Origin of the sequence: Vibrio casei, assembly GCF_002218025.2 — a bacterium.
Classification (GTDB): Bacteria; Pseudomonadota; Gammaproteobacteria; order Enterobacterales; family Vibrionaceae; genus Vibrio; species Vibrio casei.
In genome coordinates this window covers 2,229,698-2,251,426 of record NZ_AP018680.1, presented here as the reverse complement: position 1 = coordinate 2,251,426, position 21,729 = coordinate 2,229,698, and the positions used below count along the sequence as shown (strand labels likewise).

Sequence of the window (21,729 nt, the reverse complement as noted above, 5' to 3'; positions counted from 1 at the left end):
AATTGATGAAAAAAACTTGCTATAATATTTTTAATCAATATGATAATTAATCTCATTCTTATTCTCAACTGGAAAAGTTATGACCTCAATACCCCGTTGCTTTGCCGTGCTAGTAGCGACAACCTTGTTATCAGGTAACTTGTCAGCGCAAGAATTTAACTTTACTGATGTAACCGGACAGGAAATTAAGTTAGAAGCCCCTCCTGGACGTATCATTACTCTGCCCAAACCAGCTGCAGCTACCTTCATCGCAATAGATGGTTCTACCGAGCTGTTAGTGGGTATGAATGAGGGCTCTAAACGAGCCTTTGAGAGCGGTATGATGAGCGTTATGTTTCCTGAAACTGTTGATATCTCCAGTGACATTTTGTCGGAAAACGGTGGTTGGATGCCCAACGTAGAGGCCATCGCAGCACTTAAACCGGATTTAGTCATCCAGTGGGGTGAGCGCGGCGATGATATCGTAGCTCCACTTCGCAATGCAGGTTTGCCCGTTGCTCTAATGGTAGGCGGTGGCAATGCGGGTACAGAAGAGCAGGCCCGAGCCAATATGAAAATGGTGGCTCATATCACGGGTAATACTGAAAAACTGTCAAAGCTTATTGATTGGCGTGACCGTGTACAAAGTGAAATTACTACTGGTTTAAAACAAGTAGGCTCTCATGCAACACCAAGCATTTTGCATTTGCGCTCTGCCAAATCCAGGTTGACTGCTACTGGTGAGAAAAGTTATCAACAGACCTTCATCGAGCTGGTTGGCGCTAAAAATGTAGCTCAAGGAGCTGGCGTACAAAGCACTGTTAGCGTGGAACAGATTCTTGAATGGAACCCAGATATTATCTTACTTTCCGCAGCAGAGACGGATGCTGGATTAGAAGTGATATACGACGACCCATTACTTTCTCGCTTAAATGCCGCCGTACAAAAACGCGTTTATAAGACACCTCAAGGTGGATATATCTGGGATAGTGCTTCCCATGAAAGCCCCTACACATGGATGTGGCTGGCCAATCTTACTCATCCCGATATTTTCTCTTTTGATCTACGTCACGAATTAAAAGAAGGCTTCAAATTACTTTATAACTTTGACCTATCGGATGAGCAGATAGATCGAATTCTGCGTATTGCTATGAACGGCGACAGTCACGGTTATCAAGAGTTTCGTAAACAATGAACACATATACGCGATCGATTCACTCGTCCTCAGAAATGGTTGAGCCAGTTACCCTGAGCACTTGGCGTGCTAGTCATTGGCCTCTTTTGTCCCTACTGCTTATAGCGACTGTGCTAATCGGGCTATCAGTAGGTCGATACAGCGTAGCGCTAGATGAGATTGTAGCCATCCTATATGCAGCCTTACGAGGTGATAACTCACAGCATATGGATGCGTTGGTGATCTTGAATGTACGCTTGCCGCGCATATTATTGGCAGGAGTATGTGGGGCTGGGCTTGCCATCTGCGGGGTAGCCTTACAAACCTTATTTCGTAACCCTCTCGTTTCACCTAAAGTGCTAGGTTTATCCTCAGGTTCAGCATTAGGAGGATCACTGGCAATTTTGGCTGGAGTAGGGGGGCCGCTACTGATGGGGGCTACGTTTGTATCAGCATTTGCTGCTCTGTTTTTAGTAGTGCTGATTTCAAATATGGCGGGTCGTACTTTGATGACTATTGTGCTTGCTGGAATTGTTATTGATGCTTTATTTGCAGCAGGTATTTCGTTAGTTCAATATGCCGCGGATCCAGAAACGAGTTTACCTGCCATCGTCTTTTGGCTGATGGGAAGCTTTGCAACGGCGAGTTGGGAAAAATTTGCACAAACTGCTCCTATACTCATTGCCAGCATTTACCTACTGAATAGAATGCGCTATCGCATTGCTGTACTCGCTATGGGTGACGACGAAGCTAAGTCGTTTGGCATCCATGTTGCACGCTCCCGGATGGTCGTCTTCGCGTTGATTTCTATCATTATCGGCGCCTGCGTAACCGCATCGGGCGTAGTGGGGTGGGTAGGACTCGTAATCCCACACTTTGCTCGTATGTTAGTAGGCGAAGATCACCGCCGGCTCTATTTCACGAGTCTTATGCTGGGTGCCACTTTCATGATTTTGACTGATACGTTGGCTCGTAGTTTAACTGCTGCAGAGATTCCTTTAGGCGTACTCACAGCTCTAGTTGGCGCCCCCGTCTTTGTGTACTTACTATGCACTCGTCGACGTGAAAGGGCTTAATCATGCAAACCGTCTTTACCTCTCATCTCAGTTTAACTGGAGCGTGCGTACGTTTTAGTGAACGTGTGATTTTTCAGGATTTAAGTTTTAACGTACAAAAGGGCGAAACGTTGGCCATTTTGGGCCCAAACGGACGCGGTAAGACTACGTTGCTAAAAGCTCTATTAGGCTCACAACGTTTAGATCAAGGACAACGGCAGGTACCCCACCTCATCGGCTATGTACCTCAATACCAATACGGTAGTGAAAACCATTGTTGCCTCGATGTGGTACTCATGGCACGAGCCGCCTTGCTTCCCATGTTCAGCCTTCCTTCACAGCGGGATCGTAAGCTAGCTCTTGAAGCATTGGAAAAAGTAGGCGGAGGGCATTTTGCTTATCGTTTATATGGCTCTCTATCCGGCGGCGAGCGCCAATTAGTGTTGCTTGCTCGTGCTTTAGCTACTGGTGCTGAGGTACTCATACTTGATGAGCCGGCTTCAGCTTTAGATTTAGCTAATCAGGACTTATTGCTTAACGTCTTATTCGAGTTACGCCGAGTACGTAGCCATTCGGTCGTTTTTACCACTCACCATCCGCAACACGCTCTGCATCTCGCAGACAAAGTACTGCTGATGCACACCAACGATCAGATTAAATTTGGTCCAGCTGATGAGCTGTTAACCGAGTCTGAGTTATCCCGTTTATACAACGTCAGACTACGCCGTCTAATGGTGCAAACGGGAGAACATTTTCAAAGCACAATCTGCCCGGTTTTTGGAATACGTGAACCGGATCAAGATATGCCCATTTCTTATCCTCTAAACAAAGGTAAATACAATGAGTAACGATACAATCTCCTATCTGGAAAATGGACATGAATTTACAGTCCACTTTGATGAGTTATTAAAATACCACGGTGCCGGTTATCCGGGTGGTGTAGCCCACGGGCTAAAAGTTATGCAGCGAGCCTGGCCCTTGCTAGATAATGGTCGTTTGCCTGAACGACGTGAAATTCGCTGTGTCACAGCCTTTGGAGGCCCAGGGGGTAGAGATGCGATTGAGTTTGTTACCCGCGGTCTTACTGAGGGTCGCTACATTGTTGATAACTCAGTAGGGCTCGAAGAAGAAGAGTCCCCCGGTGGTCGTTATTACTTCCGTTTCGAGTACCGTGGCACCGCTGTTGAAATCACCATCCGTCCCGGACACGTACGCCCCGAGTTCATTCAGTTAGCACGCAAGAAAGACCGCTCACCAGAAGAAGAGATCATTTTGGCTGAAATGAAGCTCGAAATGGGAGAACGCTTGTTAGTCCAGCCCGCAGAAGATATTTACAACGCTACCGTATTATCGTAATAAGTCATAGCCATGAATCAAGAACGCCAAACTTGGCTCGGGCTACTTGCCCGAGCTAACCGAGATTATCTGGAAAATATCTGGGCTACTTACAATCCGGGTGTGCCTATACAAAAACTCGCTGGCCCTGAAACGGGGTTGGTGCAGCTCAATACACAAGCTTGTAAGGCCTCAGTGTCATTTCAGTTTGGTGAGGCTTCTTGTACTCGCTGCGTAATCGCTATTGGGAAAATTCAAGGTTACGCAGTACATTTGGGCTCCGATCTACGCAAAGCGGAGTTAGCGGCCTATCTAGACGCCTTTCTACAAACGGCCCCCTCCCACCAACGTGAGCTGGTGCTGCACCCTATACGCCAACAGTTAGAGCTAAAAAAGGCTGAGAGGGAGCAACTGACGGCTGCTACTTCTGTACGTTTCTACACCACACAAAAAACTTAGAATCATGAAAATACCTTTACGATCTGAGCACAGACATGACGATGAGTTACATCGGCACACGCGTACTTATCGGCGACTACTGCATGCCTTTGGTTACCCAATGCGCATACAGCAACTAGAAGAGCGCGCTATTCATTGCATCGTTGACTGCCTTCTAGACAGCCAAACGACGGTAGCTATTGAGGTGGAAAATAAGGAATTAACAAGCCGTATTTTGAATACAGGCGTAATCTTGAGCCAAACTCCCGAATGGGTTTTTGCAGGTTCTCAACGGCATCACTTACAACATATTCCAGCAGGAAGCCGTGAGGCGCCTGAAAGTGGGGCAACCCTTGTCATGGAAATAGCCGCCATATCACCTACAAACGGGGGGCTTGCTATACGAGCCACCGGTGCAGGACTCAACAAACCACACACTTTATATTTTTCAGGGTTACATCAAAATGTAGTCATTGATCATATTGCTTTTCGTGCCGATTACCCGCGTGGAGTGGACCTACTACTATGCGCTGACACGCAGCTGGTTGTATTACCACGTCACTTAACTTTGGAGATCATTTAATGTACGTACCAGTAAAGGGTGGTGAACAAGCAATTGCTGCTTCCCGTATAGCCGTAGAACGGAGTCGCCGAGGCGACGACACAATCCCCGAGATTGAAATTAATCAAATCATGGCACAAATGTCGTTAGCTCTTGATCGGATCATGAGTGAGGGGGGCTTATACGATCGACGTTTTGCTGCTATTGCCTTTAAGCAAGCTCAGGGAGACATTGCCGAAGCGGTATTTCTCGTACGTGCTCATCGCGCGCAATTAGCCAATTTTGGCTCAAGCCAAAACATAGATCTAAAAACAATGCATTACAGTCGCCACATTTCCGCCACGCAAAAAGAGTTGGCTGGAGGGCAAATTTTAGGCGCCACTTACGACTACACCCACCGCTTACTGAATATGGATTTAGAACACTCTCGCCCTCAGTGCGAGTTACCTAAATCAGTGATAACAGCTCCCTCATCGCCCTCTAGCTCTGAGCCACTGTACGCAGATCTTATCCGCACCGAAATATCTAAAGCTCCGATAGACATTACGCGAACTGTTTTGCCTTCTTTACCTGATCCTTGCGAGCGTCTCGCTCATCTCGCTCGTGGCGAAGAAGGCTACTTAACTGGATTAGCTTACGAGAGTTTGCGTAAAGCCTCAACGAGTCATCCCTATGTAGCGCAATTAATGAGAGGGAGCGTTGAAATATTCGTAGAGCTGGAAGACCTCAATTTAACCGCATCCATTGGTGAGGTTGAGTTAACTGCCTGCACTACTGTGGCTCCAAGTTTTAGCTCATCTCCACATTTAGAAGCGGGTTTTGGTATTGCTTTTGGAGCTAACGAGCGTAAAGCCGTCGCCATGGCAATCGTAGATCAGCACTTTAAAATTGAGGGTGCTACCAGTGATGCACTCATGCATACCGACGGAGTCGCTGCATCCGGCTATGTCAGCCATTTGAAATTACCTCATTACTCTGACTTTGATGCTGATTTAGCGCGTTTACGCCGAGTTCAGGCTAAGGAGGAAATATGAATTATGCCTACCTTGATCTACCGTCCAAACAAGAAATACGTCGTAAAACCCTAAAAGCACTCTGTCTACCTGGACGTCAAATACCTTTCTCAGCTCCTGAGCTACCCATTGCCTATGGTTGGGGGGTAGGAGGCATGGCTATTACCGCTGCCTTATTAGAACCGAATGACACGTTAAAGGTAGTCGATCATGGTTCGGATGATACCGTTAATGCCCTGAATATCGGGGATTTTTTTACTAAAACGGCAAACATATCAATTACGACAACAAGCTCAAAGGCTACTCTCATTCAAACGCGTCAGCGAGTCCCTGAAAGCCCGTTGCGGGAAGAGCAAATTGTGGTGTACCAAGTTCCTCGACCTGACCCTCTACGTGGATTTATTAATGATGCGGCCGAAGCACTGACACGGCACGCACATCATGATTACGGTGTCGTGTTAAGCGCTCTATTTGAAACATGGTTGCAACAAGATGAGGCGTGCTTAGGATACGACCACCCTGTGATTGTTAATGATGGGGTCTTAATGTCACCGTCGCCTATTCCTGCTATGGATAACCCCCGCATGGGGATGATGCCTGCTATTCAGATTTTTGGCGCCGCACGCGAGCGACGAATTTATGCATTGCCTGCCTATACACCCTTAGCAAACTTAGCTTTTGTTGACCTGCCTGCTAGCCTGAAAAAAGTCGATACAGCATGTTGTATCTGCGGCTCATCTGTTCATTATTTGGATAATATTGGTACGTCAAACACCCCCCATTGGGTATGTTCCGACTCCGAAGCATGCAAGGAGCGCGCTCATGTTTAGCTTGCCAGATCCCGTGCTGACAGCACAGGCTATCTCACTTGAAATAGCTGGGCACCGTATTTTGTCGGATTGTCACCTCAAGCTTTATCCTTCCGAGGTTCTCGCTTTAGTCGGCCCCTCAGGTGCTGGAAAATCAAGTCTTCTGAATATACTTGCTGGACGACAGCTATCTAACAACTGTCAGGCTCTTTCCCTTTTAGGCCAGGATTTACTACGTACCAGTCTTTATCAAACTAACCTTTTACGTCGGCGGGCGTGTGGCTATGTGGCTCAGGATGCCAGCACAACCCTAAACCTGAGACAAAGTGCCGCCACTAATATCGTACGTCGTCTTTTTGATTTAGGTGACAACCGTGCGGTTGATGCACTCAAACAAGCACAAAAATGGGGCCAGCGACTTGGTTTATGTCCAGAACGATTACATGAGCCAGTGAAGAACTTTTCGGGAGGGATGCGCCAACGCGTACAAATCGCTGCGGCCATGATCCATCAGCCGAGCATTTTATTTTTAGATGAACCCACTGCTGGTCTCGACTCAGTCGCTCAAGCAGATTTTTTAGATGTGCTCTCTAATTTGAGAAACCAAACACAGACTGCCATGGTGTTTGTGACTCATGACTTACGTCTAGCTCGACTCATTGCTGATCGGGCCATCGTGATGGATCAAGGCCGCATCGTCAGCGAATCCATTATGGATCGTTTGCTTACTGAGCCTGAGCATCTCATCGCCCAAACTCTTGTTAAGGCAATGATTTAATGAATAAACCAACTGTGATTTTGCAGTATGAAGGCAATGGCATACATCATGGGCCACTTCGCATAACGGCACAAACAGGGCAGATCGTACAGATCTGGGGAGCGTCAGGCTCAGGAAAATCGACTTTGCTCTCACGAATTTGGGGAAGTCGAAGCTTAGGAACGGCACACTTGTGCATACGAACCCACGATCAGCAGTTCACACCAAGCACAATGACACCCGCCCACTTTGCATTTCTACGCTCACGATTAATGTCGTACGTAGGGCAACATCCTACCGTACTACCTCGCGAAAAACTTGTGGATTGGTTTGCTCTAGTCCCCACAAAGACAGTGCTCGACGGACTAAGACTGCTGGACCTCTCTCCTAGCTTACTCTCTCGCTATGCCTGTGATGTCTCTGGTGGCGAACTACAGCGTTTTATGTTGCTTCACGCTTATTTTTCTTCTCCTCCAATCTTACTTTTAGATGAGCCCTGTACAGGATTGGATCCAGAGCGTAGTCATCAGGTGAGCACGCTTTTATTACAGGCTAAAGCCGCTCAGAAACTGGTTATTTACACCAGTCATACGAGTGCCAGTTGGGTGGATCAGTCAATCTCTTTAGACGGTTAAACCGTCTACATTTAATTTAAGCTGGAAAAGTACTCATAATGAAAAAAATTTTATTGGGATCTGCGTTGAGTGTAGGTTGCCTAAACTTCGTTCATGCCGATACCTCAGTCACACTGTATGGTGTGTTGGATGCTGGAATTACTCATCAACGTATTAGTGGCATGTGGGACGGTTCTCCTTACTCATCCAAATCCACTGGGCTACTCAGCGGTGGCCAATCCGGAAATCGATGGGGCTTAAAAGTCACTGAGTCATTGGGTAATGGCACGGCAGCAGTCGTACAGCTAGAAAGTGGTTTTGAGTTAACTACCGGTGAAAGCAAGCAAGGCGGACGTCTATTTGGTCGTCAAGCAACCTTAGGATTACAAAATAAAAGCTGGGGTCGAATCGACGTAGGTCGTCAAACCAATATGGCCTCGAAATTCCGCAGCAAAGTACTTGATACGATGGACTCTAGCTATAACCAGTTAGCAGTAGGCGCATCATTTAGCTCCATGAATACTGTCCGTTATGACAACATGGTGTTATATCAAAGCCCGAATGTAAATGGCTTCCAAGCCGGTGTTGGTTACTCGTTTGCTATTGATGGAGAGCAAGTAGGCAGCATTAATGGTGAGAAAAAGGATAATACCGCGCTGACCTCCGGTCTGCGTTATGGGAACGGTCCTTTTGAGGCTTTTATCACGTACGATCAAATCAAACTTAGAACGCAGGACACGACGATGCGAGCCTGGTCATTAGGCATAGAAGTGGCCCCTAATTTTCGGACATGACTTTAAGTGATTGATCTGTTTGTATAGTACCTAAAAATACTGGAACAGATTATGACTAGAAAACGTAGAAACCACTCACCCGAATTTAAAGCTAAGGTGGCGCTTGATGCTGCTAGAGGTGATAAAACTGTCGCTGAGTTAGCTCAGAAATACAGTGAGCTTACGGCAGCATAGCTCAACTTAACTCGCCAGCTCTGGTTTACTAAGTGCTTATCCAATATAAGGAAGGCACCATGCAAAACCAGAAAAACCTGATTCAGGCCACTGCTGACTTTGAGCACTGGCGACAAACCCGCATTAATAAACATGCCAGTATCCCCGATGAACTACGCTGCTTAGCACTCAAGCTGCTTGAAGAATATCCGATCAGTCACGTGACCAAAGCACTACGGATCTGCACCACCCAGCTCAATGACTGGCGCAAGCAACTTCCCGTTAAGTCGTCCGCTCCTGATTTTGTTCCGTTACAGATAGAGCCTGATTTACTACCTAAATCAGACCTGAGCCTTCAGCTCACTCTTCCTAATTCAAGTCAGATCTGTATCAGCGGCCTTGTCTCTCCTGACTTATTGCGAGCTCTGATACAAGAAGCAGGAGAAGTAAAATGATCCACCTGACTGCTGAGAGTAAAATCCTGCTTGCGACTCAACCAGCCGATTTTCGCTGTGGTATTGATGGACTCGCCGCCCTGTGTCGTCATCAGCTAAAACAGTCGCCTCGTAGCGGAACCCTGTTTGTGTTTACCAACCGCCGTCAAACCATGCTTAGAGCATTATGTTATGACGGCTCTGGCTTCTGGTTAATCAATAAACGCCTGAGCAAAGGCCGCTTTCAAGATTGGCCCCGTCATCACCAAGATGGGGTGACCCCTGTCGCCGCGAAGCAGCTTAAAGCTCTGTTGGTGGGGCTGCCTGGCTGGCAAAAAGTATGACCGTACGCACACTATTCCCCCTTAAGTTATCGATCCTCACGATCATGTTGACCGATCCCACAATGCTGGAATAATTGAGCGCATCAGCACTGCAAGCCAGCCGACAGGAACTTAAATGGCGCAAGACTTTACCGATATTGACAGCGAAGAGCTGGACGGGCTTATCCAGCGAGTGCACGAGGCAAAGGAGCACGACTTAGCACTGAGTGCGGAAGATTGCCACATCTTGTTGAAGGCATTAAAGACGCTGGCTGCCTTGCAAGAGCGTCTGTCTGATAACGATATCACCCTGCATAAATTGCGTAAGTTGGTTGGCATGGTCAAGTCATCAGAAACGATGGACACTCTACTCGGCCAGAAAAATAAGAAAAACAAAAACCGCGGTCAAAAACGTCCTAAGCCTAAAAATACCCAACCCAGCACACCACCAGTGAAACCGAAAGTCACTCAGCATAAACTGGACGATCTAAAGAAAGGCGATAGTTGCCCCGAGTGTCAAAAAGGCAAGTTATATAAATACGAGCCCGCTACGCTGTTGCGGATCACTGGGCAAAGTCCGTTCGTCCCAGAGCAACACGTTATGGAGCGGCTACGTTGCAATGCCTGTGGTCAGTACTTCACTGCCAAGTTACCTAATGACGTGATAAATGATGGAGAGCCAAGCCAGAAGTATGGTTACAGTGCCCGCAGCCTGATGGCTCTTCACAAGTTTTTTGCAGGTGCACCCTACTATCGTCAGGAGAGTACGCAAGCGCTGATGGGGATTAAACTGACCGCCTCAACCATCTTTGACCAAGTCGAGTTAGTCGCCAATAGCTTGCAACCCATTTATAACTTGTTAAGAGTGTTTGCCGCAAACGCAGAGCACTATTATTTAGATGACACGACCAACCGAATTTTAGACAAAGTCCCGATAGAAAAGCCGCAGAGAAATGGAACAAAAACCCGAGAGCGCAGTGGTGTTTACAGCTCCGGTTTAGTCGCGGGCTTAAAAGAGGGTCGTACTGTCGTGTTGTATCAGACCAATATCGGTCATGCCGGCGAGTTCATCGACGAGATTTTACATGACCGTGGCCGGACACTCGCGCCCCCGATATTGATGAGTGATGCCTTATCCAGCAACCGCCCATCGCTTGATTACGTGGTCGAACACAGTCTGTGCAACAGTCACGGACGACGGCAGTTTGCCGAAGTCCTTAATCAGTTTCCAGATGAAGTGGAGCAAGTACTACAGTGGTATGGTGAAATCTGGCGACACGATGATGAAGCCAGGGAGCTAGGACTTAACGCGGGGCAACGGTTAGCTTGGCATAAAAAGCTATCACTTCCGGTAATGGAGCAGATCCGAAACTGGGGTCAGGCCGAGCTGAACAGGGGAAGTACAGAAGAAAACAGCGGGCTTGGTAAAGCAATTAATTATTTTACTAAGCATTATGAGGGGCTGACCGCCTTCTGCCGTCTCGAGGGAGCACAGCTGGATAATAACCGAGCGGAGCAAGCACTCAAGCTAGTTGCTCGCAACCGAAAAAATGCCCTGTTCCATAAAACACAGGCTGGTGCGAGCATTGCGGATGTGATCATGGCGATGATAGCGACATCAGCCGAAGCGGGTATAAATGTGCTGGATTACTTTAATACGATACAGCGAATGGAAAGTGAAGTTAAGGTTAATCCACAACAGTTCTTGCCCTGGAATTATCAGTCCAATATCTAATCAAAACAGGCTCTGGCTTTCGGCCAGAGCCGCTTCTTAATACCTATGTACACTATCTTCTCGTAAGCTCACGAAATACAACCTGCACGCGAACCAAATCTCTACATGGAAAAAAGAACTGCTCGAAAATGCAGCCATGATTTTTGCCTCTGAAAACCAGTCAGGCAAGGACAGCTCTGAAGAAGTGGACAAACTGCACGCCAAGATTGGCCAATTGACCATGGAAAATGATTTTTTGGCCAAAGTGCTCGGTCGTTAGACCGAGCCCAGCGAAAGAGCTCGCTGGTTAAATCCACCCTATTGCCAATAAAGCGCCAGTGTGAGCTTCTCTGTATTGCTCGCTCTACTGCTTACTATCAACCCATAGGGCTCTCTGCTGAAGAGATTGGCCTTCAATCGCTGATACTGTGAGAACAATTGGAAACGATGCTGAAGACTTAAATGTATATAGTAGGTTCACGCTTACCGAGATAGCAACTGAGACAAAGCGTTCGTCAAATCGCGATTTTCTACGTGCTTTGTTAGTGGCTTTCGAAGAAGATCAATCTGATCCAGTCAAGAACATCCCTAGTTCATTTGGGTTAACTGATGCCGCTATTGCAGCTGTAGCTACTTGTGCTTTAAGGTTAGATAATGTGATAACGGAAGACAACGTTAAAACAATGCGTCATAGTCGAAGAAAAAATGCCATACAAAGCATTTAAGAGTGATTTCTCACGCTTGGCATTTTCGCTTCGCTCAAGTATAGCCAAGCGTGCGTCACACCTTAATGCGGCGATAAGCTAATCGAGATATTCGGTAATAATGAAATTAGATTTAATATCAATTATTAAAAGTAGCTCTATCAAAAAAGCATTTGGAGGCCTTTTGGCTGTATCAACGCTTTTAGGTGGATATGTAGCCATACTAGATATTTGGGGTGGTGACGATACTGTGCTAACACAATCTCCTGAAACTCAGTATGATCTGTGATTACAAGATCCACAGAATTTGATTCTATGGTTCTTAACCATGTTATGGCATCTAAGTTAGATACATCTATTTCTTTAAAGTTATTTTTCTCAGGCTGTAGATGTGTCATCTTTGCTACTTACATGGATTTTTATACAGTAAATTATGACATCTATTGTAGATAAAATCATCTCGATTCTAAATTATTGCCAGCAAGTCGGGGGGTTAATGGATTACATTGATTTAGATTTCTGGTAATTAGTATGAAACTTTATTACTTTAGATTTTGAGGTTGATAAGTAAGATAGTGGATTTAGTATGACACTTTATTTTTTATCCTAAGATTAAGCCCCTTGTATACTGGGGCTTAATAGTATTTTTAGTATGATACTTTATTCTTCTCTCACAGATGTTGATGAGTTGGTTCTTGGGCATGGCGTAGATCCAGAAAACTTTAAAGAGAAGCCTGTTGAGCCGCCAACAGGATTGAGTGAAGAAGATTTAGAACGTTGGATAGAGTATCAATCTGACCAATATGACTACTCATTTGAACGTGGCAAGGATGCTATCAACGATTATTTCTCGACAACGTTCAAAGGAACCGAACAGATCATCAAAAACAACGAAGGCTTCTTTTCGAAGCTCGCCAATATTGATGAAGTGTATGTTTTAGGTCACTCATTGGCTGACGTTGATTTACCCTACTTCCACAAGCTAGCTCAATCAGTCAAACCTGATGCTAAATGGGTTGCGACTTTCTATGATCCTGATGATGAGGAAGGACACTGTGACACTCTAACGGGACTTGGAATAGCCAACGTTTCAGTTGTCAGAATGGAGCAGCTCTAATGTTATATATGGCTCTATGCTGCCCCAAAACGTGTTATGGCTGTTCTTTTGACTATTTCAAAGGAAAGCAAAAGGCAAGGCATGACTTTGTTATTTACGCTTGGTGGTTAGGGGCGCCGCTGGTCAAGCAGCTAATACAAGTTATTTTTTCTTGTCTTGTCTCAATGGTGGTGACAGCGGAATTAAGTTCATCTATTAGTTCTTTGATAACTCCTTTTTTTAGCCGCCCTGACATATATTCGCGCTTTAGGTTCAATTGTTTTGAAAGCTGGAGTAAAGCAGGTAGTTCTAGTTGATCTTTTTCTTGGTCATTAACTATACGGTATCTCTGCCTCATAAAGCCTATGAACTCCGCTATTTCCATAGCACTCCATTGAGCAATAGCTTCAGCAAGTCGTTCGTTATCGATACTATGGAAAAATGCCTGATTTTCAATGTAACTTTGAGGCTTATAGATGGTATATCGCCAATCTTTTAGAAAGCTGTCTGTAATAGCTTCTCTCTGTTTAGTTTTAGAACGCTGGATTACTTCATCGATGGCCTTCTTAAAATTAGTCGTATTGATTTTATTTGATGAGTAGCCTCTATTAGGAAAACGGGAATGGTTTACCGTATCCAGATCAATAACGCCATCTTCTAAAACTCTTTCTTCAAGCCTCTTGGAAAGCTCATCGATATTAGCGTCTTCAAAATACCCTCGTTCATACATAAATAGGTATGTATCACAACATGTTATCCAATCTGACCAATTCACATTGGGCGTAGTAAAGAGTAGATCTACCAGTTGTGCAATACCTTCCTCGAACTCTTCTTCAGAAGTAAAACTATAAAAGGTGTGTGTTTTGAAAATATCTATTGGTTTCTCTAGTCTTGGTAGTTGGAATCGCTCAATACACTCGTCATCACTCAGTTCTGGTATGAGGTTAGTAAAGCAATATTCAACTAAAGTATCGCTACAGGCTAATCCGTTAAGCAGTGAAGTCAGTTGGTCGAACAAAGCTTTTTGTTGCAGCTCATCTTTGGTGAGTTCTTTCCCCTCATTTTGACTTCCATTACGGCGTTCTACCGCTGCTGCCAATCGGTGTGATTGCCATTTTTGAGCACTCTCAAGTATTGATACAAAGGCGTCGAGATCTAGTTTGTTAACGTAGCTATAGATTGTAATAAGAACAATATGTTGAGTTAACCTTTCGGCACAGAGTTTTTCATTGACCCCTTCGATAAGATTAATTCTATTCATTAGTTTAATGGTTCGGTTTACAGCTCGTTGAAGTACTCGTAAGTTATTGATATCTAATTTATGCATTTGTGCATGGTTAATAGTTTGAAAAAACGTGTGTTCCACCACAATATCCAGCTTTCCATCGTAAATATCAGCAATAATGGTACGTAGTTCTTCAGTCGTTCTAGTGAGTTTGATTACGTCACTGAAAGATTTTTCAACTTTGGTTTTATCTTTAAATGCAGTGGCGTTTGCGACGGCAATAATCTTGATTTTGTTGTGCTCGGCAAATCGTAAGCAGGTTCCCATGATGTCTGCTATTAGCTTTTCATCTGTCAATCGCTCCAAGTCATCGACTACAAGAGTGATGTCTTTCATGTTTTGGATCGCTTTTTGGCGCAGAAAGCCAGTAGTGCCAGATATGACACCTTGAATTACTCCGGCTTCACTAGCATCAGCATGATCCGCACCAGCAGTTTTGGACACCGAGTTAAGTGAGTACAATCACTAACGAGGTGAACCATGACAAGCAAGAAAAAACGTATTATCCATTCCCCTGAATTTAAAGCAGAAGCCCTGAAGCTAGCAGAGAAAGTGGGAGTAGCTGCGGCAGCGAGACAACTGTCGTTACACGAATCCCAGATCTATGGTTGGCGTAAGTCAGCTAAGAGCGACACCAGCACCAGTCAGCGGGAAAAAGATCTAGCCGCTGAAGTTGCCAAACTCAAACGACAATTGGCTGAGCAAGCTGAAGAGCTAGATATAGTAAAAAAGGCCGCCACCTACTTCGCGAAAAACCTAAAGTAGATTGCTACGAATTTATGCTCGAACACCTGCTGTGCTTCAGAGTTGCCCGCATGGCTAAGGTGTTCGGTGTTTCACGAAGTGGGTTTTATTACTGGATTAAGCATCGCCACAAGGCCATCCAGCGCGAGGTAACTCGGCAAGAGCTTGATACGAAGGTCAAAGAGGCTTTTGATAATAGCAAAGGTCGTGATGGCTCAAGGCGCATCCAGAAAGAGCTGGCTGAGAACGGTGATAGCCGTAATGTTAAAACCATTGCCGCCAGTATGAAGCGGCAGGATTTAACGCCGAAAGCGGCACGTAAGTTTAAGTGTACGACGGACAGCAAACATAAAATGCCAGTTGCTCCGAACCTGCTGGCTCAGGATTTTAAGGCAGAGGCTCCGAATCAAAAGTGGGCGGGAGACATCACCTATGTTGCGACAAGCGAAGGCTGGCTGTATTTGGCGGTAATCATTGACCTTTATTCCAGGCAAGTAGTCGGTTGGTCTATGGATACCAGAATGACGGCAACTCTGGTTTGCGATGCGTTATCAATGGCCTTGTTCCGTCGAGGGTTCCCTGAGCAGGTTATCGTTCATAGTGACCGAGGTAGTCAGTACTGCTCAAAAGATTATCGAGACATCATAACTGCTTATAATCTAAAGCAAAGTATGAGTAGGAAAGGAAACTGCTGGGATAATGCTTGTGTTGAGAGCTTCTTCCATTCATTGAAAGTTGAAGCGATCCAGTATGAGCCGATCATGACGCGAGACGAGATGCGCCAAACGATCTTTGAATACATAGAGGTTGATTATAATCGGACAAGAAGGCACAGTGCTCTTGGGTATCTAAGCCCAGTTAACTTTGAAAATCAAAATGTCGCTTAATGAAGTGTCCAGTCTGGCTGGAGCAGATCAGCACCACACATTCGTGCGAGCTTACCACTAAGACGAGTTAAACCATCGAGGTACTTAGAGCCTTCCTCTTGGTTAGATATGTAGAGTGAGACTATCTGATCTTGGAACTCAGTGACGCTTTTGATACCGAAAGCTGAAACGTAATGATAATCACCAAATTCTTGAGGATTGGATTCAATTAGTGGGCATAGCTCATTATAGATTAAGTGAGTTTTTCCAATCCCCCAAGCCCCATCAAGCAAAATGATTGGAGGGTGACTAGAGTCCTTTAGTTGCTCAATAATCTGTTGTGTTGCTTTGTTTGTCATGGTTATTCACAATAAATTAGTTTTATCTAGTGTATCTTATCTAACTAGTTCATATGACCGCTAATTAATCGCTTGTTGAGTCTGTATGCTGGTAATGTAGACATGTCAGAAATAGAGGGTGTCGTATACCACGTTTAATTAAGAGCAACAAATGGGGTAAATCTTGCTTTTTCTAGTTAGTTTTCATTATCCCATTTTAGCCTGGCTTTCAAGAAACTATAAAGTCATTTCTAACTCTCTTTTGTCCATCAACGTTTCAGCGTGAGTATAGCTGGCACGGAAATGCCCCATTGTGTGTCAACCTAAGATTTAGGACACACTTCCTTTATCATGATTTGAACTATTTTTTCTAATAACTAAATATGTAGTCAGTTATGTATGTAATGTTATACCGACACTGTCTTCATTCTGAGTTGTTTTATTTAATTTTGATTAAATAAAACAATAAGATAAGTAAATTTATTCGGTATGTCACTCTGCTTTTATATGGAATATGTCTAGTTAAAAGATACTGTTAGGCACCAGTAAAGTTGCGCGTAGGGTAATAGTTATATGAAAACACTAGAGTTTGTAGCGTCAGCAATAGATTCTCTTGCATGGCCAGTAACAGTAATTTTATGCATCCTGATCTTGAAAGAACCTTTGGGGAAATTGCTTTCGCGTGTATCTAAGTTTAAGTACGGCGAAATAGAGGCAGAGTTCCAAGAACGCTTAGAAAAACTAGTAGTTTTTGAACAAAGTGAGGCAGCTAAAGCAAATCCTGATACTGCTGAGGCATCCGTGTTTCTTGAGGATTTAGCGGAAACCTCACCTAGAGCTGCAATATTGGAAGCGTGGCTTAAAGTGGAAAAGGCGACTATTGCATTTTGTGTTGCTAAAGGGCTGCCTCAGAATTTATCTCATCAAGGCCTATTCAAGATCGCTAGAGAGAAAGGGCTTGATATCGATGCGTTTCAAACGGTTCACCAAGAGCTTCGTTTGCTACGAAACAAAGCTGTGCATGTAACTGACTCGGATATTACTTCGCCAACGGCACGCCAGTATGTAAAGAATGCAAATTTTTTAGCAGATGAATTCAACATGAGGGTAAATGATGCCTAACAAACGCCTCAAGAGGGACTGTCAACGCTCGGCGTTCAGCCGCGGTGGTTTCGGTAGTTGTGTTTGAGTTTAGTGTTTGTGCGTTGCCAGCCCCTTAGGCTTCAAGGAGGAGTAATGGAAGTAAGTAACTACGAGTTGTTTAATGAGTTTGCTGGCAAGATTCTTGCGAACTTGCTTGAGCATATCCCACTTGAGTCTACGGATGATGCGGGAACTATTGCCGGTTGTACTGGAAGCTTCAAGCTGGGAGAGTCAGTCCCGAAAGACTGGACGATCTTTCGAGAGACCGTTATTTGGCTTAGAGATGAGGGTTTCATTAAGTTTGGAATATCGGATTTTCAGTATGAGCAACCAGAATTTAGATATCGACTACCCAAAGCAAAGCTAACTTACAAAGGCTTAGAGGCATTAAAAAGTATTCCCGACCCCCTTAATCCAACGAGTTCAAACACCTTAGCTGACTCTCTAGTTGATGGAGCGAAAGAAGGTACAAAGGGGGCAATGTCTCTGTCTCTTATACACAAATCATTATTTCTGGAACTTTAACGACATTCATAGATCAGATCTCCCATTGATGAGTCTGAATTAAGGAATAAACATGATTGTCAAAGCTGCTGAGTGGGCACAGAATAATTTTGGTAATGCTGAGCTAGGTGATAAAAGACGGACAAAACGACTCGTTACTTTAGTTACTGACTTAGTCAGTAACATTGGTATGTCGGTAGTAAAATCATCACAAACATCGGACAAAATTGAGGCTGCTTATCGCTTTATTCGAAATGAAAAAATCAAGGCTCAAGATATTGAAACGTCAGCATTTAACACTACAGCAGAGCTCGTTAACAATTATGATTTATTGCTTGCTTTAGAAGATACAACATCCCTTAATTTCAGTTATAAATCCGTCAACCCTGAACTTGGCCCTTTAGGGAATAGTACAAAAGCTAGGGGGATGATGGCTCATTCTGTATTGTTATTTGCACCAAATGAACAAAATGTTGTGGGCCTTATCGAACAACAGCGTTGGTGCCGAAGCCTCTCCTCTCATGGTAGAGGAAGTAAACATTTAGAATATAAATATGAAGATAAAGAAAGCTTTAAATGGCAAAGAGCTTCAACTCATGTTGCCAAGAGACTTAAATCGAATATGAGTAAAGTTATATCTGTCTGCGATCGTGAAGCAGATATTTATGAATATCTTCGATATAAAACTCAAAATAACCATCGTTTTGTTGTTCGTTCGATGCAAAGTCGGAGACTCACAGAGGAAAACAATAAACTCTATTCTTTTTCAGAAAATTTAGTCAGTGTTGCTCAAAGAACAATTTGCATATCTCAAAGAGGCGCAACAAAAACCTCAGCAGCTAGGAAAAAGAGATTAGTAAACTGCGATATCAAATACTCACCTGTTACATTAAAAGTTCCGGGGAATAAGCGCGGTAATCTTGAAGATATAAGTCTTTATTATGTTGGCTGCCATGAGAACTCAACTGGCTCTAAAGAGCCATTGAGATGGCATTTATTGACTTCTGAAAAAATCAATAATGCTGATGACGCAAAGCGAATCATAGAGTTCTATGAGAAAAGGTGGCTAATTGAGGACTACCATAAAGCTTGGAAGTCTGGGGGGACAAAAGTCGAATCATTACGCATGCAGACAAAAAATAGCCTTGAAAAAATGACTGTCATATTGTCATTTATTGCTATTAGGATTCAGCAGCTTAGGTATGTAGGGTTAAATAAAGATAAAGCTAAAAATACCAGTTGTGAAACACTATTGACGCCTTTGGAGTGGAAGTTACTTTGGATAAAAGTTGAAGGTGTACAACCTCCTAAATTAACGCCCAATATTCATTGGGCTTACATTAGCCTAGGTAAATTAGCAGGTTGGAACAATAGTAAACTAACAGGGAGAATAAGTTGGATCACCCTATGGGAAGGATGGTTTAAGTTGCAGACTTTGGTTGAAGGATATCGAATAACCCAAGACTTCATTTTTGATTTGTGATCAAGAGACAGGCAATGTCTGACCTTACGAAACAAGCATTTACACTATTGTTTTCATCTATGGTTGGTGGCTAGAAGCCTACAAATGATTTAAGCAGATTCGTAACACGTGACAGTTATTATTTGTAGTGAGTTTTGTATTTATGGCGCAATGCGACGGCTTTTGTATTGTGTTGCTCACTACTTAATTGGGCGTAAGCTTTATTAATGGAGATCGTATGCTTTTTTCAAAAAGAAAGGGTTTTGTATCAGTAAGAGATACTATTCAGAAGGATAGTATGGATGAACCATTACGCTCGGGGTTGTGGAACGCAATGCATATATGTATTTGGAAGCAAATCGAATACTCAAGGTACGAGCAGTACTTTGAGCAGGCTAACGTATATGGTTTATTTCAGCATTATTGGCACAATTATTTTAAGCGTCCGCTTGATAATTTACCTCATGACATAGAGTCGGCTCATCGTGTGGTACGGAAATACTTTTTTGAATGTAAGTGGTATGAAGCTTATGACTTCATTGAATTTACAGCGTCATATTGCCCAGAGAATATGGCTCCTGAATTCATCAAGTTCTGCAACCATATTTTTGAAAAAGAGCTGTCCGCTTATAGGTTTGTGGATGGTGTACTTACTGACATTACGTCTGAAGAAGAAGTCGCTAGTATCGAAGAGGCTATTGATACTTCATCTAAATTCTCAGGAGTTAATCAACACCTTAAGAGAGCCTTAGCTTTACTTTCAGATCGAAAGCAACCGGACTACAGAAATTCTATAAAAGAGTCAATCAGTGCTGTTGAAAGCTTATGTAAATGTCTAACTGAAGATGACAAGGCAACATTAGGTGCGGCTTTAAACAGAATAGAAAAAAGTCACCAGATTCATCCTGCATTTAAGAAAGCTTTATCAAACTTGTATGGATTTACCAATGACTCGGGGGGTATAAGACATGCTCTTTTGGAAGAGGACATACTTACATATGTCGACGCAAAGTTTATGCTGGTTTCATGTAGCTCATTTGTCAATTACATGATTGGTAAGGCGGGTGAAAAAAACTAACAAACGACTAAGGTTTCAAGATGCTTTTTCTTACGTGAGCTAATGTGCCTAAGTTATTTAAGCTAAGAAGCTTTTGTCCAAGGACGTGTTGACGTCGATCTCGACAAACACGTCCTTGCCCCATTGTACGCTAGATCTTTTACTCATTCACATGCTGTTAATGTGAGTTTGCCCTACGAAGACTTATCCGAAAGTAAGTTGTAATACTAACTGAATACGTGTTTAGTTTATCAGCCTGAATGGCGCTTTTTATCGCTAACTTACTGATTGTAAATTGAGTTCACAAAGTAGAGACGGCAATATAGGTTAACGGCTCTTAGCAGCCCCAATGGTGTCAGGTTTAGGAGGAATGATGGAACTTCGGAATGAGATATTAGATGACTACACTCGCTACTGCGAGCGTAAAATCTTAGACGAGTTTAAGGTAGATACTCCTACTCATTATGAGCCTATTTATTCCTATCAAAGATATAAATGTCGAATTATTGATAGCATTCCCAGAGAAGTGAAAGAAGCGAATAGTTTTATTGTTCCAAATAAGTTTCAGTCTGCATATACCGCTATTAAGAGCGATATTGAGGCTGGTAATCCTTTAAGGAAATATCAAAGTAGGAAGCTCAAACAACTGGACTATGATGATGACATGCTATCGCATTGGGGGATTCAACATTTGCATCTAAGCCTTGAGTGCCAAAGTGATGGTTTTGTAAAAAGAACTGGTGAACTGCTGTTTGTTCATTTTGATTGTGCTTATGCTCATATCATCGGCATTTTCAATCACCGCTCTTGGTGTGATTTAGATTTAATAGAAGTTATGCATGAAAACTGGGCAGATCGAATGTCAGCTTTCAGGATGGACTCTGGAATGCAAAAGTTAACCGAGGCTGAGTACAAAACTTTAAGAAACAAGCATGCTAACGCCAATATAATCGTTAATGACGGCACAGAGTATATGAACCCAGGATGTGGAGTTACAGCAAATGGCTCACCTATAAATGCTGTTATAAATTCGCAGAAAGTCATCGCCATGCTCAATCATCAATTTGAAACTATCAAAGCCAATATGCCTCAAATACTCGAGTCAGCTCAATGCAGTGAAGAGCTTAACAGTGCAACAATTGGTCTGGAAGTGGACAATGAAACTAAGCAGCTAGTATTCACAATCAAAGAAATCGACTTCTTCTTCACGATTTAAGTCTACAAGATAATTGGGCTTCGTTTCCTGGTTAGGCAGAATAGGGATTTTCTCGTAAGTATCTATTCATACTCGAAAATCTCATTTACAGAGACAGCTATTTGACCTAGTTATTCTTGTGCTTATAAAGTGATTTCATATAACAATGTGGCCAATTTCA

At 43.7% G+C, this 21,729-nt stretch carries 26 protein-coding genes and 1 pseudogene; 25 read left to right on the top strand and 2 right to left on the bottom strand.

Annotation, left to right across the window (positions count from 1 at the left end):
- Nucleotides 1-79: 79 nt before the first annotated feature.
- The 19 genes and pseudogenes from VCASEI_RS10605 (at nucleotide 80) to VCASEI_RS10520 (ending at nucleotide 12,975) form a co-directional block, all read left to right on the top strand.
- Nucleotides 80-1,174, top strand: coding sequence for an ABC transporter substrate-binding protein (locus VCASEI_RS10605; RefSeq protein ID WP_019282987.1), 1,095 nt, complete (start codon nucleotides 80-82; stop codon nucleotides 1,172-1,174).
- Nucleotides 1,171-2,229, top strand: a complete 1,059-nt coding sequence (locus VCASEI_RS10600; protein ID WP_029388397.1) for a FecCD family ABC transporter permease — start codon at nucleotides 1,171-1,173, stop codon at nucleotides 2,227-2,229. Before VCASEI_RS10605 ends, VCASEI_RS10600 begins: the two co-directional genes overlap by 4 nt.
- A gap of 2 nt (nucleotides 2,230-2,231) precedes the next feature.
- Complete coding sequence (locus tag VCASEI_RS10595) at nucleotides 2,232-3,056, top strand: ABC transporter ATP-binding protein (RefSeq protein WP_016239116.1); 825 nt, start codon at nucleotides 2,232-2,234, stop codon at nucleotides 3,054-3,056.
- The gene (locus VCASEI_RS10590) at nucleotides 3,049-3,564 is read left to right on the top strand and encodes a hypothetical protein (protein WP_019282989.1); all 516 of its coding nucleotides are present in this window, start codon (nucleotides 3,049-3,051) and stop codon (nucleotides 3,562-3,564) included. The genes VCASEI_RS10595 and VCASEI_RS10590 overlap by 8 nt, the downstream gene beginning before the upstream one ends.
- A gap of 12 nt (nucleotides 3,565-3,576) precedes the next feature.
- Nucleotides 3,577-4,002 (top strand): phosphonate C-P lyase system protein PhnG, encoded by a 426-nt coding sequence (gene phnG / locus VCASEI_RS10585; RefSeq protein ID WP_021565143.1) that lies wholly within the window; start codon nucleotides 3,577-3,579, stop codon nucleotides 4,000-4,002.
- A gap of 4 nt (nucleotides 4,003-4,006) precedes the next feature.
- Nucleotides 4,007-4,564 carry a phosphonate C-P lyase system protein PhnH gene (locus tag VCASEI_RS10580; RefSeq protein WP_089111079.1) on the top strand — a complete coding sequence of 186 codons (558 nt, stop codon included), beginning with the start codon at nucleotides 4,007-4,009 and terminating at the stop codon, nucleotides 4,562-4,564.
- Nucleotides 4,564-5,577 (top strand): carbon-phosphorus lyase complex subunit PhnI, encoded by a 1,014-nt coding sequence (locus VCASEI_RS10575; protein WP_089111078.1) that lies wholly within the window; start codon nucleotides 4,564-4,566, stop codon nucleotides 5,575-5,577. Before VCASEI_RS10580 ends, VCASEI_RS10575 begins: the two co-directional genes overlap by 1 nt.
- Nucleotides 5,574-6,386 carry an alpha-D-ribose 1-methylphosphonate 5-phosphate C-P-lyase PhnJ gene (locus VCASEI_RS10570; protein WP_019282993.1) on the top strand — a complete coding sequence of 271 codons (813 nt, stop codon included), beginning with the start codon at nucleotides 5,574-5,576 and terminating at the stop codon, nucleotides 6,384-6,386. The genes VCASEI_RS10575 and VCASEI_RS10570 overlap by 4 nt, the downstream gene beginning before the upstream one ends.
- Entirely contained in the window at nucleotides 6,379-7,143 is a 765-nt protein-coding gene (locus VCASEI_RS10565) for an ATP-binding cassette domain-containing protein (protein WP_019282994.1), read from the top strand. The genes VCASEI_RS10570 and VCASEI_RS10565 overlap by 8 nt, the downstream gene beginning before the upstream one ends.
- Nucleotides 7,143-7,757: an ATP-binding cassette domain-containing protein gene (locus tag VCASEI_RS10560; protein WP_016239123.1), complete on the top strand. Its 615-nt coding sequence runs from the start codon at nucleotides 7,143-7,145 to the stop codon at nucleotides 7,755-7,757. The genes VCASEI_RS10565 and VCASEI_RS10560 overlap by 1 nt, the downstream gene beginning before the upstream one ends.
- Nucleotides 7,758-7,795: 38 nt before the next feature.
- Nucleotides 7,796-8,530: a porin gene (locus VCASEI_RS10555; protein WP_019282995.1), complete on the top strand. Its 735-nt coding sequence runs from the start codon at nucleotides 7,796-7,798 to the stop codon at nucleotides 8,528-8,530.
- A 51-nt stretch (nucleotides 8,531-8,581) separates the two neighbouring features.
- On the top strand, nucleotides 8,582-8,704 hold the full coding sequence (locus VCASEI_RS19440) for a transposase (protein WP_162621047.1): 123 nt from the start codon (nucleotides 8,582-8,584) through the stop codon (nucleotides 8,702-8,704).
- Between the two features lie 59 nt (nucleotides 8,705-8,763).
- Nucleotides 8,764-9,138 carry a hypothetical protein gene (locus tag VCASEI_RS10550; RefSeq protein ID WP_110957753.1) on the top strand — a complete coding sequence of 125 codons (375 nt, stop codon included), beginning with the start codon at nucleotides 8,764-8,766 and terminating at the stop codon, nucleotides 9,136-9,138.
- The gene (gene tnpB, locus VCASEI_RS10545; protein WP_004393962.1) at nucleotides 9,135-9,461 is read left to right on the top strand and encodes an IS66 family insertion sequence element accessory protein TnpB; all 327 of its coding nucleotides are present in this window, start codon (nucleotides 9,135-9,137) and stop codon (nucleotides 9,459-9,461) included. Before VCASEI_RS10550 ends, tnpB begins: the two co-directional genes overlap by 4 nt.
- Nucleotides 9,462-9,576: 115 nt before the next feature.
- Nucleotides 9,577-11,175 (top strand): IS66 family transposase, encoded by a 1,599-nt coding sequence (gene tnpC, locus VCASEI_RS10540; RefSeq protein ID WP_110957795.1) that lies wholly within the window; start codon nucleotides 9,577-9,579, stop codon nucleotides 11,173-11,175.
- A 73-nt stretch (nucleotides 11,176-11,248) separates the two neighbouring features.
- Nucleotides 11,249-11,580 (top strand): annotated as a pseudogene (locus VCASEI_RS10535) (IS3-like element ISVpa4 family transposase); the annotation flags it as partial.
- 2 nt (nucleotides 11,581-11,582) lie between these two features.
- Complete coding sequence (locus VCASEI_RS10530) at nucleotides 11,583-11,879, top strand: hypothetical protein (protein ID WP_019282997.1); 297 nt, start codon at nucleotides 11,583-11,585, stop codon at nucleotides 11,877-11,879.
- A 100-nt stretch (nucleotides 11,880-11,979) separates the two neighbouring features.
- Nucleotides 11,980-12,147, top strand: a complete 168-nt coding sequence (locus VCASEI_RS19435; RefSeq protein ID WP_162621046.1) for a hypothetical protein — start codon at nucleotides 11,980-11,982, stop codon at nucleotides 12,145-12,147.
- A gap of 363 nt (nucleotides 12,148-12,510) precedes the next feature.
- Nucleotides 12,511-12,975: an AbiH family protein gene (locus VCASEI_RS10520; protein WP_226983472.1), complete on the top strand. Its 465-nt coding sequence runs from the start codon at nucleotides 12,511-12,513 to the stop codon at nucleotides 12,973-12,975.
- Between the two features lie 94 nt (nucleotides 12,976-13,069).
- Here VCASEI_RS10520 and VCASEI_RS10515 read toward each other — a convergent pair whose 3' ends face one another.
- Nucleotides 13,070-14,683 carry a hypothetical protein gene (locus tag VCASEI_RS10515; RefSeq protein WP_110957794.1) on the bottom strand — a complete coding sequence of 538 codons (1,614 nt, stop codon included), beginning with the start codon at nucleotides 14,681-14,683 and terminating at the stop codon, nucleotides 13,070-13,072.
- Between the two features lie 36 nt (nucleotides 14,684-14,719).
- Here VCASEI_RS10515 and VCASEI_RS10510 point away from each other — a divergent pair.
- A protein-coding gene (locus VCASEI_RS10510) for an IS3 family transposase (RefSeq protein WP_110957751.1) occupies nucleotides 14,720-15,870 on the top strand; the annotation gives its coding sequence in 2 pieces (ribosomal slippage) (nucleotides 14,720-14,963 and nucleotides 14,963-15,870; 1,152 coding nt in all).
- Here VCASEI_RS10510 and VCASEI_RS10505 read toward each other — a convergent pair.
- Nucleotides 15,867-16,208, bottom strand: a complete 342-nt coding sequence (locus VCASEI_RS10505; RefSeq protein ID WP_110957793.1) for a P-loop NTPase fold protein — start codon at nucleotides 16,206-16,208, stop codon at nucleotides 15,867-15,869. The two genes, VCASEI_RS10510 and VCASEI_RS10505, sit on opposite strands and share 4 nt — an antisense overlap.
- Nucleotides 16,209-16,760: 552 nt before the next feature.
- Between VCASEI_RS10505 and VCASEI_RS10500 the strand changes: the two genes are divergently transcribed.
- The 5 genes from VCASEI_RS10500 to VCASEI_RS10480 all read left to right on the top strand — a co-directional run bounded on the left by VCASEI_RS10500 (nucleotide 16,761) and on the right by VCASEI_RS10480 (nucleotide 21,569).
- The gene (locus VCASEI_RS10500) at nucleotides 16,761-17,309 is read left to right on the top strand and encodes a hypothetical protein (protein ID WP_110957792.1); all 549 of its coding nucleotides are present in this window, start codon (nucleotides 16,761-16,763) and stop codon (nucleotides 17,307-17,309) included.
- A gap of 114 nt (nucleotides 17,310-17,423) precedes the next feature.
- Nucleotides 17,424-17,855, top strand: a complete 432-nt coding sequence (locus VCASEI_RS10495; RefSeq protein ID WP_162621045.1) for a hypothetical protein — start codon at nucleotides 17,424-17,426, stop codon at nucleotides 17,853-17,855.
- A gap of 52 nt (nucleotides 17,856-17,907) precedes the next feature.
- The gene (locus VCASEI_RS10490; protein ID WP_110410729.1) at nucleotides 17,908-19,317 is read left to right on the top strand and encodes an IS4-like element ISPrst1 family transposase; all 1,410 of its coding nucleotides are present in this window, start codon (nucleotides 17,908-17,910) and stop codon (nucleotides 19,315-19,317) included.
- 217 nt (nucleotides 19,318-19,534) lie between these two features.
- Nucleotides 19,535-20,374, top strand: coding sequence for an AbiJ-NTD4 domain-containing protein (locus tag VCASEI_RS10485; protein ID WP_089110686.1), 840 nt, complete (start codon nucleotides 19,535-19,537; stop codon nucleotides 20,372-20,374).
- 352 nt (nucleotides 20,375-20,726) lie between these two features.
- Nucleotides 20,727-21,569 (top strand): hypothetical protein, encoded by an 843-nt coding sequence (locus tag VCASEI_RS10480; RefSeq protein WP_089110687.1) that lies wholly within the window; start codon nucleotides 20,727-20,729, stop codon nucleotides 21,567-21,569.
- Nucleotides 21,570-21,729: the final 160 nt, after the last annotated feature.